This window comes from Vibrio alfacsensis (assembly GCF_019670485.1).
GTDB lineage: Bacteria > Pseudomonadota > Gammaproteobacteria > Enterobacterales > Vibrionaceae > Vibrio > Vibrio alfacsensis.
On sequence record NZ_AP024165.1, the window covers coordinates 1,293,884 to 1,309,842 of the forward strand.

The 15,959-nt window shown below is 38.4% G+C and carries 22 protein-coding genes; 19 read left to right on the forward strand and 3 right to left on the reverse strand.

Annotated elements, in window-relative coordinates; all coding sequences use genetic code 11:
- Positions 1 to 92: 92 nt before the first annotated feature.
- From VA249_RS06225 to VA249_RS06335, 16 genes are all read left to right on the forward strand, one after another.
- Positions 93 to 899, forward strand: a complete 807-nt coding sequence (locus VA249_RS06225) for a hypothetical protein (RefSeq protein WP_221069394.1) — start codon at positions 93 to 95, stop codon at positions 897 to 899.
- A gap of 215 nt (positions 900 to 1,114) precedes the next feature.
- The gene (locus tag VA249_RS06235) at positions 1,115 to 1,447 is read left to right on the forward strand and encodes a type II toxin-antitoxin system RelE/ParE family toxin (RefSeq protein WP_012600340.1); all 333 of its coding nucleotides are present in this window, start codon (positions 1,115 to 1,117) and stop codon (positions 1,445 to 1,447) included.
- Positions 1,434 to 1,748: a helix-turn-helix domain-containing protein gene (locus VA249_RS06240; protein WP_017049537.1), complete on the forward strand. Its 315-nt coding sequence runs from the start codon at positions 1,434 to 1,436 to the stop codon at positions 1,746 to 1,748. The genes VA249_RS06235 and VA249_RS06240 overlap by 14 nt, the downstream gene beginning before the upstream one ends.
- Positions 1,749 to 1,946: 198 nt before the next feature.
- Positions 1,947 to 2,192, forward strand: a complete 246-nt coding sequence (locus VA249_RS06250; RefSeq protein ID WP_077261314.1) for a hypothetical protein — start codon at positions 1,947 to 1,949, stop codon at positions 2,190 to 2,192.
- Between the two features lie 143 nt (positions 2,193 to 2,335).
- Positions 2,336 to 3,157, forward strand: a complete 822-nt coding sequence (locus VA249_RS06260; RefSeq protein ID WP_221069396.1) for a phospholipase D-like domain-containing protein — start codon at positions 2,336 to 2,338, stop codon at positions 3,155 to 3,157.
- A gap of 146 nt (positions 3,158 to 3,303) precedes the next feature.
- Entirely contained in the window at positions 3,304 to 4,002 is a 699-nt protein-coding gene (locus VA249_RS06265) for a hypothetical protein (protein ID WP_221069398.1), read from the forward strand.
- Between the two features lie 139 nt (positions 4,003 to 4,141).
- Positions 4,142 to 4,537 carry a GIY-YIG nuclease family protein gene (locus tag VA249_RS06270; RefSeq protein WP_225927118.1) on the forward strand — a complete coding sequence of 132 codons (396 nt, stop codon included), beginning with the start codon at positions 4,142 to 4,144 and terminating at the stop codon, positions 4,535 to 4,537.
- A gap of 252 nt (positions 4,538 to 4,789) precedes the next feature.
- Positions 4,790 to 5,077, forward strand: a complete 288-nt coding sequence (locus tag VA249_RS06280; protein ID WP_017817947.1) for a hypothetical protein — start codon at positions 4,790 to 4,792, stop codon at positions 5,075 to 5,077.
- Positions 5,078 to 5,261: 184 nt separating this feature from the next.
- Positions 5,262 to 5,861: a hypothetical protein gene (locus VA249_RS06285; protein ID WP_221069402.1), complete on the forward strand. Its 600-nt coding sequence runs from the start codon at positions 5,262 to 5,264 to the stop codon at positions 5,859 to 5,861.
- Between the two features lie 162 nt (positions 5,862 to 6,023).
- Positions 6,024 to 6,761, forward strand: coding sequence for an HNH endonuclease (locus VA249_RS06295; RefSeq protein ID WP_221069405.1), 738 nt, complete (start codon positions 6,024 to 6,026; stop codon positions 6,759 to 6,761).
- A gap of 113 nt (positions 6,762 to 6,874) precedes the next feature.
- Positions 6,875 to 7,492: a LysE family translocator gene (locus tag VA249_RS06300; RefSeq protein ID WP_221069407.1), complete on the forward strand. Its 618-nt coding sequence runs from the start codon at positions 6,875 to 6,877 to the stop codon at positions 7,490 to 7,492.
- 230 nt (positions 7,493 to 7,722) lie between these two features.
- Positions 7,723 to 8,175 (forward strand): hypothetical protein, encoded by a 453-nt coding sequence (locus tag VA249_RS06310; RefSeq protein WP_042603355.1) that lies wholly within the window; start codon positions 7,723 to 7,725, stop codon positions 8,173 to 8,175.
- Positions 8,172 to 8,660: a hypothetical protein gene (locus VA249_RS06315; RefSeq protein WP_039977134.1), complete on the forward strand. Its 489-nt coding sequence runs from the start codon at positions 8,172 to 8,174 to the stop codon at positions 8,658 to 8,660. Before VA249_RS06310 ends, VA249_RS06315 begins: the two co-directional genes overlap by 4 nt.
- 160 nt (positions 8,661 to 8,820) lie before the next feature.
- Positions 8,821 to 9,207, forward strand: coding sequence for an NUDIX hydrolase (locus VA249_RS06320; RefSeq protein ID WP_010648800.1), 387 nt, complete (start codon positions 8,821 to 8,823; stop codon positions 9,205 to 9,207).
- Between the two features lie 178 nt (positions 9,208 to 9,385).
- A complete protein-coding gene (locus VA249_RS06325) occupies positions 9,386 to 9,748 on the forward strand; it encodes a hypothetical protein (RefSeq protein WP_038899247.1) in 363 nt (120 codons plus the stop codon).
- Between the two features lie 143 nt (positions 9,749 to 9,891).
- A complete protein-coding gene (locus VA249_RS06335; RefSeq protein WP_221069411.1) occupies positions 9,892 to 10,083 on the forward strand; it encodes a hypothetical protein in 192 nt (63 codons plus the stop codon).
- Between the two features lie 8 nt (positions 10,084 to 10,091).
- On the opposite strand, the gene VA249_RS06340 is transcribed toward VA249_RS06335, so the two are convergent.
- A protein-coding gene (locus VA249_RS06340) for an IS3 family transposase (protein ID WP_221069358.1) occupies positions 10,092 to 11,242 on the reverse strand; the annotation gives its coding sequence in 2 pieces (ribosomal slippage) (positions 10,092 to 11,005 and positions 11,005 to 11,242; 1,152 coding nt in all).
- 110 nt (positions 11,243 to 11,352) lie between these two features.
- On the opposite strand from VA249_RS06340, the gene VA249_RS06345 reads away from it, so the two are divergent.
- Both VA249_RS06345 and VA249_RS06355 read left to right on the forward strand, forming a co-directional pair.
- On the forward strand, positions 11,353 to 11,625 hold the full coding sequence (locus VA249_RS06345; protein ID WP_242598081.1) for a GNAT family N-acetyltransferase: 273 nt from the start codon (positions 11,353 to 11,355) through the stop codon (positions 11,623 to 11,625).
- A gap of 149 nt (positions 11,626 to 11,774) precedes the next feature.
- On the forward strand, positions 11,775 to 12,275 hold the full coding sequence (locus VA249_RS06355) for a hypothetical protein (RefSeq protein WP_221069413.1): 501 nt from the start codon (positions 11,775 to 11,777) through the stop codon (positions 12,273 to 12,275).
- 176 nt (positions 12,276 to 12,451) lie between these two features.
- Here the strand turns inward: VA249_RS06355 and VA249_RS06365 are convergent, their stop codons facing one another.
- Together VA249_RS06365 and VA249_RS06370 are read right to left on the reverse strand one after the other, a co-directional pair.
- Positions 12,452 to 13,834 carry a hypothetical protein gene (locus VA249_RS06365; RefSeq protein WP_221069415.1) on the reverse strand — a complete coding sequence of 461 codons (1,383 nt, stop codon included), beginning with the start codon at positions 13,832 to 13,834 and terminating at the stop codon, positions 12,452 to 12,454.
- A gap of 1 nt (position 13,835) precedes the next feature.
- A complete protein-coding gene (locus tag VA249_RS06370; protein ID WP_221069417.1) occupies positions 13,836 to 15,035 on the reverse strand; it encodes a hypothetical protein in 1,200 nt (399 codons plus the stop codon).
- A 241-nt stretch (positions 15,036 to 15,276) separates the two neighbouring features.
- Here VA249_RS06370 and VA249_RS06375 point away from each other — a divergent pair, with 241 nt between their 5' ends.
- On the forward strand, positions 15,277 to 15,525 hold the full coding sequence (locus VA249_RS06375; protein WP_225927107.1) for an ASCH domain-containing protein: 249 nt from the start codon (positions 15,277 to 15,279) through the stop codon (positions 15,523 to 15,525).
- The last annotated feature ends 434 nt before the right edge of the window (positions 15,526 to 15,959 follow it).

The window sequence follows — 15,959 nt, forward strand, 5'->3', positions numbered from 1 at the left end:
GGTTTTAGTGGTTAAGGTGTTATGCAGAGGCTTCGGTATTGCGTGCCTCACACCTTAACAAGGCGTTATATTTATTGAGGAAGATCGTAAGAGTGGATGATTTTTTTAAAACCAAAGTAGGATTTACAGTCGGTTTGTTAGCTACGATTTTTGCTATCAAACCATTGATTGATCAATATGGTGATTTGGGCTTTCTTTTCTTTGGAATGAGCTTAACGATTAAGGCTGCGTACCTTTTACTCATTAGTGTGCTAGGTTTGGCAGTTTACTTTATTTCTTTACAGTTTGCGTCTTCAAAACATAGTGAATGGCTAGATAAGCTGAGCAATGCTTGTTACTCATTCGCCTTGATCATTCCTCCAATATTCTCTCTATTTTGGGGCGTAACTATCCTTCTTGCGCAAGTAAGTAAGCTATTTGAACAATTATCACCTGAAGTCATTAGTGGTGTCGCTGCATTCCTAACTGGATATGTTGGTAAGAATGTTTACTTGTTTATTGCTCGATCCATTAAGCAAAAGTTCTTAGACGCAGAAAACACAAATGCTAAAAATCGAATATTAGATTCACTCAACAGAGCGTCAGAGTTAAATAAATCTGGCATGTACGACCTTGCAGTATTTGAAGCCAGTAAGGTTCTTGAATCAACATTACGTCAATTGCTAAATGAACTCGATCCTAATTCTAAAATGGTAAGTATGTATCACCTCCAGCAGCTTGCTAGCAAACACAGTATTTTGGAATCTCGTGATATTGAACTACTTGATGAAGTTCGCCGAAATAGAAATGTAACAGTGCACGACCAAAAAGCGATCTCTGCGGAAACTTCGGAGCGAGTCTTAAACTTATGTCGTGATCTGTTGGTTAAGTTAAGCACATATGAAGCTCAAGCAGCATAAATATAACAAACAATTTAAGAGTGATTCGGCACGCGTGGCATTTTTACTATGCGTTGGTTTTAGTGGTTAAGGTGGTATGCGGAAGCATCAGTATAGCGTGCCTCACACCTTAATTGGGCGTTATAGCTCAGGTCAGACTTACTGCTCCAAAAATTATAGCTACGTTAATCACGTATAGTTTTGCTATCTGTACGTCACTTGCGTATACTTTGCGTATGAAAAGTGTATTTGTCGAATCAACCATATTTGAAAAGTACCGTAATGAATATCTTAGCGATGATGAGTTTAGGCTTTTTCAAGCTGAGTTAATGTCTAACCCGAAGCAGGGTGACGTGATTCAAGGTACAGGTGGTTTGCGAAAGATTCGAGTTGCAAGTAAAGGTAAGGGCAAGCGTGGTGGCTCTCGCGTTATCTATTACTTCCTCGATGAAAAGCGTCGTTTCTACTTGCTGACGATTTACGGCAAGAATGAAATGTCCGACTTAACCGCAGACCAAAAGAAACAACTAAAGGCTTTTATGGAGGCGTGGCGTAATGAGCAATCGTGATTTATTTGCAGAGTTAAGTTCAGCACTTGTTGAGGCTAAAGAGCATTCAGAGGGCAAGCTTACCCTTAAAACTCATCAAGTTAACGACATCAGTGAGTTAAATATCTCACCTGATGAAATCGTGAGTATTCGAGAGCAGTTTAATATGTCTCGTGGTGTTTTTGCTCGTTTGTTGCACACATCATCTCGTACGTTAGAAAACTGGGAGCAAGGGCGTAGCGCACCAAATGGACAAGCAGTAACCCTTCTAAAGTTGGTTCAGCGCCACCCAGAAACCCTGTCGCACATCGCTGAGCTATAACAATCTGTTTAAGAGTGATTCGCAACGCATGGCATTTTTGCTATGCGTTGCGTTTAGTGTTTAAGGTGGTATGCGGCGGCATCGGTATTGCGTTGCTCACACCTTAACAGGGCGTTATGTGTCTTGGTCAAGATTGCATCGAGCCTGCTATTTAAATTGAGTGAATATTCGCTTTTAAATGAATTACAAGGAGTGTAAATGAAAAAAGTCGTGCAATTTGAGTCACTAATCAGAATCATGGATGTGGTTGTAACATGTCTAGCTGTACTAATAGTGGCAGTTGGTATCTTTTCCACTGTCTTTCATGGAATTCAACTAGGTATTGGTGCTCTCGTATCCGGGATAATGTTATGGATAGCTAAATTTTTCATATGTGGCATTTCATATACATTGATTCAGATAGCAAAGAATACTGCTCCAAAAGCTTCGGATGAAAACACATAACAAACTGCTCAAGAGGGATTCGCAACGCGTGGCATTTTCACTATGCGTTGATTTTAGTGATTAAGGTGGCATGCTGCGGCTTTTGTATTGCGTTGCTCACCCCTTAGCAGGGCGTTATGCGTTTTTACGAATATTGGTAGAGTATGAGATTATCAGATTTTTCTATTGAAGCTCTAAAAGGTTTTGTCACAGGTGACGATTCAGACGCTCCCTATATGTCGGGTCCTGATCTGGTGAAGTTCTTCAATTTATTTGGTGTTAGGGACGTTTATTCTTTTCAAAATGGTGGTTTACCTGAATCTGCTAGCCGAAAAGATTATGCTCTAAAAACTGTAAAGTCTCTTAATGGGACTAATCAAATGAAGTTAATGGTTGAGGGGTTAGTCGATAGTAGGCGTTCAGAAAACTATGCCGAACTAGCCGTTGGTATTAACGAGATCATTAAGCACGACGGCTACTCGCTAGAACAAAACTCTCTCGGTGTTTTTATTGTCTCGGGCTCTAACATTGAAGAGTCCACCGTTGATGTGGAAGCATACTTTCAGGAAATACGTCAGCGAATTTTAGAAAGCATTTTGCAAGCAAAATTCTCAATATGGGTAGCGATGGCTTGGTTCACCGATAAAGAAATCGGGAATGCTTTACTTAACAAGCACCGTGATGGTCTAAATATACAGGTCATCGTTAATGATGATTCTACAACAAGCAAATACGGTCTAGACTTCGCAACCAAAGGTATTGAGTACTATAAGATTGCTCCCTCAAGTCCTTGGGGTAAGAAAATCATGCACAATAAATTTTGTGTAATTGACTTTAAAAAGGTAGTTCATGGCTCATACAACTGGACTAAGAATGCTCAATACAATAATGAAAGCATTACTATCACAGACAGTAGAGAATTAGCTGAAGATTTTGCTGAGCAATTTATCGCTCTAAAACAGGCGCACAAATCAGCACACGCATAACAAACAATTTAAGAGGGATTCCCAACGCTTGGCATTTTGGTTCTACTTCAATTTTAGTGGTTACGGTACAATGCGTTAAGTTGGGTGGTAGCGTTGCTCACCCCTTAATTGGGCGTTAGGCTTTCAAATGGATATTGGAGAACTTTTTGAGCAAAGATACTTTGGAAATTTTAACTATGCTTGGAACTTGGTTTTCAGGGATAGGTGCTTTTAGCGCAGTGATGTTTGCACTATATTCGAACAAGCCAAAATTAAAGGTTAAATTTCGAGGTCAGTCCAAACTTGAAATTATAAATCAGCGTCCTGTGAACGCTCATATTAGTCACATTTATCATGTAATAGACGGAACATCTGATCGAAGAATGGGTAATTTCAGCCCATATAGAATTTTATTGGGTAATAACTCTCGTGAGGATGAGGCTTTAGATCAAACTGTACTTTCTGGGGCATTCTCTATAGTCCACCTTAATTCGAAAGTATTGGTAAAGTCGTATATCAAGCAGTGTCAATATAGTAAAGTTGAAGTGCCTAAGTGTATGCCAAAAATGTATATCTGTGTTCGGTTAGTTACTGGTAAAGTATACAAGTTGGAAGCGCCATTATCGTTCTATAAAGATGTCCAATATAGCTATATTGATGAGCCAATGCGTGCTATTGAGTCATTAACAGACTCAAATGTAGTAAGAGGCCCATCTTTTGACGCAGTCCGCTCCGAAGTCTATTCAAAAACTCTTGAGCGTTATAGTACCGCTTACAAAGCAAATATGTTATGGACATTGCCGAAAAATAAAAGCCTAACAATGCGTTTAAGACAGATTCGCAACGCTTGGCATTCTCAGCTCTAGTCGAGTTTTATGTTTACGGTGCAATGGTTGAGGTTAGGTGGCAGCGTTGCTCACTACTTAACGCGGCGTTAAATTTCTCTTAGCAGCGAGATAAAAGATTTTTTGAAAACATTAGATGAAACATGGAGAGTATAAAACTATGGTAGGAATATCGCCCAAGAGACCAGGGTATGTATACATATTTGTAAACAGTACGAACCCAAATGAAATAAAGATAGGATTATCAGTTAATCCAGGTCGGAGAATTAAGCAATTACACTCGTCTGGAACTGCAAAGCCAATGTACATTCAATATCTATGGAAAGTCCCGAATATGAAAGAGGCAGAGCAAGCTGCCCATGAGGTAATGGCAGGACATCGAGTTAACCATAGAAGAGAATTCTTTCATTTGGTAACAGAGGGAGCCGCGTTAGATTTAGAAACTCCACATCCTCATTTTGGAGGGCATGAACTTGCTGGCGTATATTTGCACTCAATCCGTGAGCTCATCGAAAATGGTTGGGACTATATTGACATGGCATACGAACTGGTTTAATCGTAAACAAGAAATTTAACAAACTGTTTAAGAGCGATTCGCAACGCGTGGCATTTTTACTATGCGTTGCGTTTAGTGTTTAAGGTGGTATGCGGGAGCTTCAGTATTGCGTTGCTCACACCTTAACAGGGCGTTATATTTGTATTGAAATCCTGCACTTATTTGTCTGTTCGTGATCAACTACTCATACTTAATTTTCGATTTTATGGTACTACATTCATCTTCGTTTTGATTCGATCAAGGAGTACGAATATGAATGAATGGACATTTGAGTTTGAAGACTACGAATACAAGATCAATCCTCGTTCGATTGAGTTTGTCGGTGAATTAGATGGAGATCGATACGTTTTTCGGGTGTTAGCTAGTACGCTGAATGACTACTTTGAAACCGATGATGATAGAGAGTCAGCGATAAACAATTATTTAGAAAACATGGATAATATTCATAGTGCAGCTGAAAGTGTGGCATCAGAATATGATCCAAATGACGAAATTCCAAACTACTATCTTGACGAGGAAGATCTAGCAGAGTTTTGTTAATGGCACTGTAGGTTAAACCTATGTTCGTCGAGAACTACAAATATAACAAAGCGTTTAAGACAGATTCCCAACGCATGGCATTTTTCATTCCATCGTTGGGTTTTGTGTTTACGGTTCATTGGTTTAGGTTAGGTGGTCGCGTTGCTCACTACTTAACGCGGCGTTATATGTTTAAGAGGAAATTGTGGAAAAGTTGCTCAATAAATTTGGCTATTACAAAAGAAAGCCTAAGTCGAATATTACGCCCGTTATCACATATAGGAAGCCTGAGTCACCGAAAAAAAATACTCAAAGACTGAAAGAAATAGTCGCAGAGGGCAACAAGTGGTTCAGGGCTAGAACACAAGAGTCTAATGCTAAGACTGGTGTGTTTTTTAGTATTGTGCTTTTAATTGAGCACAAACTTAGTCATCTTCTTACTTGTATCGATCCTGATATTAAAGAATCCATGTTAGGAAAGAAAATTGATACGTTGAAATCATTTATCAACATTTATGAGTTTGAAGACCAATCCGAAAAGAAAGAGTTTCGAGAACTTTTACCACCTTTGCATGAGGTGAAAAACATTCGTAATAAATTGGCTCATGACCTAATGAAGTCATCTATCGAATTTAAAGAATTGCCTAGAACATTGGCATATGTTCGAAAGCGGGACAGAGATTTTGTTAACAATGTACTTAGCAAGATTGAAGATGATAGTGAAAAATCATGTGTTTTATTGGCTAAGTTTGGTTTTATGTTTTCAGTTGAACTAGCTCATGTAGCTATGACTGTGGAACTTTGAGCCAACATATAACAATCTGTTTAAGAGTGATTCGCAACGCTTGGCATTTTTGCTATGCGTTGCGTTTAGTGGTTAGGGTGGTCTGCGGTGGCATCGGTATTGCGTTGCTCACACCTTAACAGGGCGTTAGCTGTCCTATTAATTTTCGGGGAAACGAGAAATATGAAGAGTGAATCAAGAACTAGCTTTGTAAATAGGGTAATGGGTCTGTCCTTCAAATCTACACAAGGTAAATATTCTTATTGTAATGATGAGCGCAAGCAGGTGCTTTTTAGTTTAGATTCAGCGAATGGAGAAAGTAGCCAATTAATTCTTTCTGAGTCATGGTCAAAGAATGGTGTTGCTCATTCATTAAAACATATCCGTAAAGTAAGAGATGAGGGCTATGATTTACTCATATTCAGGACTAAAACTCGCCAAAACAGAAATGGCAATACTGTTTTCTCCGGTTTTGAACCTTATCTAGAAAAACGAAAGTTATTAGTTGATGGTACGAATTATTTTGCGATTGAACAAGATATCCTATTTGCTGACGAAGTATTTGAAAGTGGTTCTCCATACTTTGAGGGTGCAAAGAAACAAATAACAGTAAATACCTATGAAAGAGATAAAAGTGCTCGAAAAAAATGTTTAGATATACATGGCTACATATGTAAGATTTGTTCTTTTAATTTTGAAAAAGTATATGGAGAACTTGGAAAGGAGTTTATCCATGTTCACCACATTGTTCCATTAGCTAAGGTCAACGCTTTGTATCAAGTAGATCCAGTAAAAGATTTGATTCCAGTATGCCCAAATTGTCATGCGATGTTGCATAAAGGAGGCAGTACGATTTTACCTAGCCAATTACGAGAAGTAATCGAACAGACAGCTAACAAACAATTTAAGAGTGATTCCTAACGCTTGGGATTTTTGATTCTAAATTTGAGTATGGTGTTTACAGTGGTCTGATTGAGTTTCGTGGTAGCGTTACTCACACCTTAATTGGGCGTTAGTTTTATGGAGGGAATATTGTGGAAATCTGGAAGTTATTGTTCTTTATACCTGCGTGTTTTGCGCTCAATATGACTCCTGGTCCAAACAATCTATTGTCCATGAACAATGCTCGTTGTTACGGCTTCAAGTCCGCTTTTATTGCGGGACTTGGTCGTATTGTTGCGTTCGCTGTAATGATTGCCTTGGCTGCTTCTGGTTTAGCAGTCATTCTCTATGCTTCTGAGACTCTATTTCTAACGATTAAAATTGTGGGCGCGGCTTATTTGTTGTGGATTGCCTTTAATCTTTGGCGTTCGGAAGCAAGTCCTGTTTCTGAACTAGAAAATACTCGCAACCGATTAGGTTTAGCTAAACAAGAATTTTTGCTAGCCGCTGGTAATCCAAAGGCGATCTTAATCTTTACCGCCTTCCTACCACAGTTCGTCGATGTTTCAGCGAGTGTAAATGAACAGTTCTTCGCTTTAGGGGCTACGTTCTTAATTTTAGAAATGGGTGCAATATCGATTTACGCGATCTTTGGGATGTATTTAAGGCAGTGGTTTACGAAGCCGAAAATGGCAAAGCGCTTCAATAGAGGTTGTGCAACTTTTTTGGCTATGTCTGGAGCAAGCTTGTTACTGAGTCGCCAGCAATAAAACTAACAAACTGTTTAAGAGTGATTCGCAACGCGTGGCATTTTTACTATGCGTTGCGTCTAGTGTTTAAGGTGGCATGCGGGAGCTTCGGTATTGCGTTGCTCACACCTTAACAGGGCGTTATGCAACACGAACATTTCGAATTTCGTCCCTATTCACACATATGCTACAAGTTTTAACTTTCTACTGTTGTAAGATGTGCTTCATTGTTCATATGGAGGAAGTAAAACATGGAAAAGTGCCCAGCAATTGTCGGTGTTGTTTTCGATGATAAAAGCTTAGCCGCGATAGACAGAATAAATGAGCTACATGAATTGGAGAAAAGTGCGCAATTCTTTATCTCACTTGGAAACTTAATTAATATCTTTGGTGGAAATGTAGTCAAAGGAGCAGGGAGTAGTGGTGTAACCAAAGCTATCTCTGCAATTCCAGCAAGCGATACTATGCATAAAGCACGAGATGTTAGTATCGCAGTCGGTAGAGGAGTTTCTTCTGATGCAGGACAAACTGCGTGGAATATAACCCAAGCAAACTGGGAGTATTATTTCAAATCCTACAACGCTCTTACCGTTATTAAGCTTAGACAAATTGAAAATATTGCTACGGAACAAGCCTTAGAGCATGTAACAGACAGAAAGCAGTACAGGTTTTGGAAAGCTATATCTGATGGGTGTAAATTATGAGAATAGCTCTTACATTTTTTTTGATGGTATTTTCAATTTTTTCCAATGCTGGTCAAAGTGTTGAAGATAAGCTATTCGCTGACTTAAATAATTCAATAGATGCTTTGGGTTCTCGTATAGCCGTTTGTAGTAAGATCTCAACGAAAAATAAACCCGATGAAGATACCTTAAAATTTGCAAAGCAAAGACTTGAGGAACTCACTCCGGTATTAGCTCACATTAATTATTTAGCGATTGAACGCTGTAGTTTTAGCGAGAAAAAAGAACTGGCGTACAGTATACTTATTGCAAAAAACAATGCTAAGCGTCAGAGCACTTTGGAATTAATTGAAGCGACGGAGAAAATGACATTTCCATTTAATACAGAGTCGCAAGCTAAATTTGATGCTTTAAGTGGGGAAATCAAAACGTTTTTAACAAACAGCAGTTTTTTCAGTAAGCCATTTGACGTATTAGTATTCTACGAATTGGTTGCTGACATGTAAGTGTTGCATAACAAAGCATTTAAGAGTGATTCCCAACGCTTGGCATTTTTCATTCCATCGTTGGGTTTTGTGTTTACGGTGGTATGGTTAAGTTTCGTGGAAGCGTTGCTCACACCTTAATGCGGCGTTATGTGTATTTAGAAGAACAAGGAAAGTTCACATGAAAAATATTGCAATGGGCGTGGTCGTAAGAGATGGAAAAGTTCTTATCCAAAAGCGCTTCAGACGAGGGCAAGGAATGGTATTTGAATTCCCAGGCGGTTCTATTGACCCTGGTGAGTCAGGTAATCAAGCAGCAGTTAGAGAGCTGTGGGAAGAAACGGGACTGCAAGGTTTAAAGCGACTCGGTAGTCATCAAGCTAAAAATGATTTTGGTGGTGAAATTCATTATGTTGTTTTACGTGCGGGTAATGATACTGAGCCTCAGATGATTGATGAAGTTAGGCAGCAAACTTTCTTTTGGCTTGAGCCAAGTGCTATTCCACTTGGTGATTTTTATCGAGCTGATATCGAATTTATAGAGAATCACTTAAGCCAATACACATAACAAACGCTTCAAGACGGATTCGCAACGCGTGGCACTTTTATCATGCGTTGATTTTAGTGATTTAGGTGGAATGCGGAAACATCGTATTGCGTTGCTCACCACTTAAGCGGGCGTTATATTTATTATTGGAATTCCGTGTTGTATATTGTCGAAGTTATAGGTTTTTAAAGAGTTACTGATGAAAAAATTACTATTGGGCTTACTTCTGACCTCTTCACTTGTCGGTTGTGCGACGCCTGTAAGTCATACAAATATTCCATTGTCCACTTATGATAAAGATACTGAGTATGGTATCGAGGAACGTGAAGATGGTTTTGGAATCACGGTTTACTATTCTCGATACCAATTTATCCCAGAGAGTGACGCTCTAGCGGAAGCTTGTAAAAGTCAGCTTACTGCTATTGCATGGGACCATGCTGACAATGTTGGTAGAGAGATTGAGCCTCTTAATGAGCAACGTATACGAATTTCAATGGGGCGTAATGGCTTGACTGGTGTAACTTCATGCCAAGCTAATGGTGTGGTTAAGTGGGCTAAATAAACATAACAAACTGTTTAAGAGTGATTCGCAACGCGTGGCATTTTTACTATGCGTTGCGTTTAGTGTTTATGGTGGTATGCGGTGGCTTTGTTATTGCGTTGCTCACACCTTAACAGAGCGTTATGTTTCCTAAAGGAGGCTCGATGAAGAAAGTATTTGTTCAAAATTATAATTGGGGTCCTGAATTAGAAATTATCAGAAATCATAGGCTTTTATTTGCATTTCGAGAGTTTGTGGTTGAGAACTGCCCAGTAGCACTAGAGCAATCAAACTTATTTACTGATGAGAACTCTAGTTCGTTCACTTTAAATCAAAAATTTTCTGCGATTGAATAGCCACCAAATCAGTAGACACTCTTTAACTTGATTTCATATTGCTTTTCATACTCTACTGGCGACAACTGATTATTGGAACCATGTCGGCGTTTAATGTTGTAGAACATCTCAATATATTCGAAGATGTCCATACGAGCTTCCTCTCTAGTGGTGTAGCACTTCCGCTTAATTCTTTCTCTTTTGAGTAACTGGAAAAAACTCTCGGCAACCGCATTGTCGTGACAATTACCACGGCGACTCATACTTGATTCAAGACCATGCTGTTTCAAAAAACAGTCCCAGTCGTGACTGGTATACTGGCTACCTTGATCTGAGTGGACGAGCACTTTTCCTATAGGCGAACGGCGCCAAACCGCCATTAGCAAAGCATCTAGGACAAGTTCTTTAGTTATTCTACTTTTCATTGACCAACCAATTACTCGCCGAGAGAATAGATCTACAACTACCGCCAAATACAGCCAACCTTCGTGCGTTTTGATATAGGTAATATCAGTTACCCACGATTGATTGGGCGCGATCGGGTTGAACTCTCTTGAGAGTTTGTTAGGAACAATGATGTTTTCGGCACCACCCTTGGGGCGTGGCTTTCGATAGCCTCTTTGCGACTGAATACCTTCTCGCTTCATTAGGCTATGAACTTGGTTAATTCCACAGATTTCCCCTTCATCTCGCAGGTCACTGTAGATTTTTCGATAACCATACACACAGCCAGACTCCAGCCAAAATTGCTTTATCAGTCCGAGAAGGTATTTTCGCCGCTTTTCTTGTCTACTATCTGGATTTTTTAGCCAAGAATAATAACCGCTTGGGTGAATTCCAAAGACTTTACACATGCGTCGAACAGACCAGATGGTCTGATTCGCTTTAATAAAGGCATACCTCAGTCGGACTGGCTTGCGAAGTACACCGCGGCTTTTTTTAGTATGTCTCGCTCTTCTGTTACCCGCTGCAATTCCTTTTTAAGTCGACGAATTTCAGCACTTTCATCAGATTGAGCTTGGTATTGTGAAGAGTTGGGACCGTAGCGTTTAACCCACGCATACAAACTATGGCTCGTTGTTCCTAGTCGCGCAGCAACATCAGCCACGCTATGACCTTTTTCAGTTACTTGTTTGACTGCTTCAATTTTAAATTCTTCTGGATATCTTTTGCTGCTCATAAGCACCTCTCTATTAGTCATTTTGTCTAACTAAAAGGTGTCTATCAAGTCGGTGGCTATTCAATTCTGGCTTTTATCATGTTCTCAAAAACAATGAGGTCATCGGTCAAATAGAATTTCGAAATGGCTTGATGGATGAGCAAGGTATAAAGTTTGGCTATATTAACTTGCTGTATTTGTTACCTGAATTTCGTAACAACGGTTTAGGTAAAAAACTAGTGGATTTCATATGTACTCAGCTCAAAAACGAGCAATGTGCATATGTTCAGCTACGCTATATTCCTGCAAATTTGCAAGCCGTTAGATTCTATCGCAAACATGGTTGGTTTGATGTCGGAGAGCTTGGTGAACGTGGGCAATTGGCAGAAAAACGATTAACCTAACAAACGCTTCAAGACGGATTCGCAACGCGTGGCATTTTTACCATGCGTTGATTTTAGTGATTAAGGTGGTGTGCGGAAACATCGTATTGCGTTGCTCACCACTTAAGCGGGCGTTAGTTGCTATTGGATTAAATTAGACTTGAGGGATTATGGAACACATTACTGATCAACTTCGTGAACCATTAAATGAAACAACGAGAAAAGTAAGGCGTAACCTTTTAGCTGCTAGCCTTGTTGGTCTCGTTACAACTAAAGTCGGGCTTATTCCCACCCAAATAACAGCATTTGGTATAGCGTTTTCAACCTCAAATTTGGAAGCGTTAATGCTGTTAATTACGGCTATTACTGTTTTTTACTTGGTCAGTTTTTCCATCTACATTGCATCTGAGCTTCAGGGATGGTCTCTTTTGACTAAATCAAAGCATTTGGATTTGGTGTTCGAGCGTGCGACTCAAGCTGCACCGAGCGTGAAAAAGCCATATGGAGAACAGGCTGCTGGCATACAGTTAGATCTAATGGAAAGGAATAAACTCACAAAACCAATCTTTATCTGTCGGTTGGTTGTTGAAGTTCTACTACCCATTTTGATTTCTGCTTATTCAATTACTCAAACCTTAAGTATTGATGTAGTAGCGTTGTATATGCCTTGAGTACGCAACTAACAAACTGTTCAAGAGGGATTCGCAACACGTGGCATTTTCACTATGCGTTTGGTTTTAGTGTTTAAGGTGGTATGCGGCGGCTTCGGTATTGCGTTGCTCACCCCTTAACAGGGCGTTAGGTTAAGAATGTGCGAACTTAAATAAATTTAGTTCGCACCAGTTTGTTAGTCTTCAAATAATTTAATACGAGAGTAAGAATACCATATGATGTCATTTTCATTGCATATTAGATCTAACAATACTAACTCGAGTATATCTAATACGTAAGAGTTAATTAGATCGTAAATGCAAGGCTCCATATATTCATGTGAAAGATGAAATTCGGTTTCTTTATTATGAACAATGGAGTTTCTAATTCCATATACCATGTCTGCTAACTTTTGTGGTAATTCAGATCTCACTTGACCAGCACTATAGTTACTGACAGTATCATAAGTCAAAGCAATTCCTTTATTTATCATGCCTAATTTAATTAAAGCATCGTCAATATCGGGCTCTGTCATTATAGAATTATTTACAAGGTTCTTAAATTTATCATGTGCAATATTTAAAAAATAGCTTGACCTGTAGTTTTCGGAAAATATTACCTTGAAAAAGTTACGGATCATAGTTATCTCTTTACCATCGAGATCGTCATACATGTCACGAAAATTTCGTATGGAAAACATATTTCCATTGTTGTTGTTTTGTAGTCGAACTAACGGGAATCGGCACATGAAATTTTCAACCAAGTGATAAATACTAAGGTATTTATTTAATAGTTCATTCCTACTATTATATTCACTTAATATCATTAAAGAATCATCAAATTGATTGTAATTCTTGGAAAGAGAGATCGTTTCTTTGAATTTGTTGAGGTTGTTACGTTGTGTTGTTTCTATTTTATGATAGCTATCTCCAGAACATACCAAATGTAGCTTTAACGCGGAAATTGCCTTGTTAATAGTAATTTCGGTCTCAGGTGATTTTATTATCAATAGCTTTTTGTTTTGTTCAAAGTTATGATTGGCTAGGAAATTAAGAATGAGTATTACGAATGAATCTGGTATTTCTTCATTACTTTGTATTAGATTGTCAATTCCATCCTCAGTATTAATGAATACCATTGCGTTTTCATAATCTTCATTGCCTGTATATAAATAAAACTGGCTTTTAATAAAATGAGGGATTTCGTCGAACTTGGTGAACTCCGAAAATGGAATAATATCCTCTTCAGGAATTGTTTCAAAACTATTTTCTAGTAGTCTAACAAGCTTAATTGCATACATTAAGCTCTTAAGAGAAATGTTGGACTGGTGATTTATAATTTCAGCATTTTTACTTAATAAATCATATAGTTCTGAGAAATTATCAAAAAATGCATTAGCTTCTTTATAACTATTGATTTCACCTAGAATATTAGTAAGGCTTTCTTCCAAATCATATAGTTTGGCAAGGTTAACCTCATCATCATTATATATTTCTTCAATAGTTGTAATGGATTCTTGCGAGGTAAGGCGCTCAATACTATTAATTATTGATTGATAAATTGCGTTGGTGTTGTTCATTTTATACACCACCTGAGAATGCATTATTCCAATCGACGATTGATACCTTAGCTTCAAGTAAATCTGTTATTGCGCTTGTAACCGCTGATTTATTAACTTTTCCAATGTTTATTTTTGAGACATCTAGTCCATTTCTAATATCGTCATAATTATTTAAAGATAGTATCGATGGATTAGGAATTAACTTATTTCTGGTGATATTTAATGATTCGGTTGTTGATATACCGTGCTTTTCTGCATAAATACCCACTGCACCAAGCAGACCAGTAACAACCACTTCTTTTCCTAACCACTTCAGCCCAATGTCATTGTATTCATTGAATAGTGAGGAGTCTAAATCAGCTAAGAAGCTGCATAGTTCTAAAATCTCATCATAACTTAAAGTATAGTTATCTATATCTTCTTGAACCTTGCTTAATAAGTTTGCGTTAATAGTGACGGGCTTTCCTTGATCTAGAGACATCATACCAGAAACTATATGTGAGAAGCTGAACTGCCCGACAGGTCTATTTTTATTAGCACTTATTGAACTTACGTTTCTTTCACGAACAATGGTGAACTTGTCTTCTAATTCGTTTTCAAGTTTGGAAATTATATTGTGAAATATTATTTCAATTTGGTGCTTTTTACTAACTGACTTATGGCCAGCATTTAGTAGTAGCATTTTATTAACTTGTTCAGTTAAAGATAAGTTTTCCCAAACCTCTGCCCATTGCTCAAATTCAAATAAATTATCAATACTATTACCAGACTCAATTTCTGATAATAGTTTTCTAACAACAGGTGAGGTTGCATTATTTTCTGTTATTGACTTGGAGTGCTTTCTTACAGACTTTAATACACCATGGATTTTAGATTCTTCTATTATTTCTGGGGTGTTTTTTATGAAATTTACACTATTGTGGATTAATTTTAATCTGTGTGTTCGTTGAAGTCCGTCTAGAACTTGAAAACTTTCAAGCCGAGCTTTGTCACCGCTGGCATTTACATTATCTGTGATCAGAACGAGAGGAGGTATATGTTTTGATTGTAATAGAGTATCTATTATCTTGTCTAAGTAGTGATTAGTCACAATTCCTCGCTGAACATTCCAATCCCTATAATCATCAGGTAAATTTTCTAAATATTCAGACATAAAGAATTTTGTTAAGTAGCAAGTAGCGCTTCCTTCTTGCTTAGTATCTAGGATTTTAACTTCCATCTCGAACCTTAGTTTTGATGTATAGTCTTGTATAGTAACAGAAAATCAGATGGTTGATATGCGATGGTCTAAATTTAACCTAACAAAGCATTTAAGAGTGATTCTCAACGCTTGGCATTTTTCATTCCATCGTTGGGTTTTGTGTTTACGGTGGTATGGTTAAGTTTTGTGGTAGCGTTGCTCACACCTTAATGCGGCGTTATATGCTTGGAAGAACCTGTAAGGAAGTAGGTGTAAGTTTTTGGATAAAATCACATTTTTCACTAAATTAGAGCGTCAAATCCTATCAGGTAAAAAGACTGCAACGATTCGAGATGGATCAGAAAGCCATTATTTACCTGGGCAGGTCGTAGAAGCTTTTACTCTCGAAGATGACCGAAAAATCTGTAAGCTAGAAATAATTGGTATAACAAGCAATTTAAGAGGGATTCACAACGCTTGGCATTTTTGCTTCTACTTCAAATTTAGTGTTTATGGCACAATGTTTTAGGTTGGGTGGAGGCGTTGTTCACCCCTTAATTGGGCGTTATGTTTACTTGTATTTCAAGGGCTTAAATATCTTAGGCTCTAGTTCTTTGTCCCTTTGGCAATTCGTCCCTAGTAGACTCAGCAAATCCGCATTGTCGGCCTAAGTTCTTGAATCTCATAGGCCGTAAAACATGCCAATGTTCGTGGGTTGCTTCATTGTCAGGTCGAGTAGTCTAGGTTTCAGTCTCTTTGGCTTAAAGGCGCTTTGAGGTTCTTTGCCCAGCAGCATTTTAATTTGGCAGTTGCCTCGGCAATTCAACATTGTTTCGCGCTTTGACTGGAAAGAAAGGGTACTTGTTGGTGCTTGGTCGTGTTGCCTCATTGGGCAGGGAAGTGGAATTACTGGTTTTGGGTTAATCACTTTTGGCTGCCAAGTTGGTTCTTACCTTGTGGTTT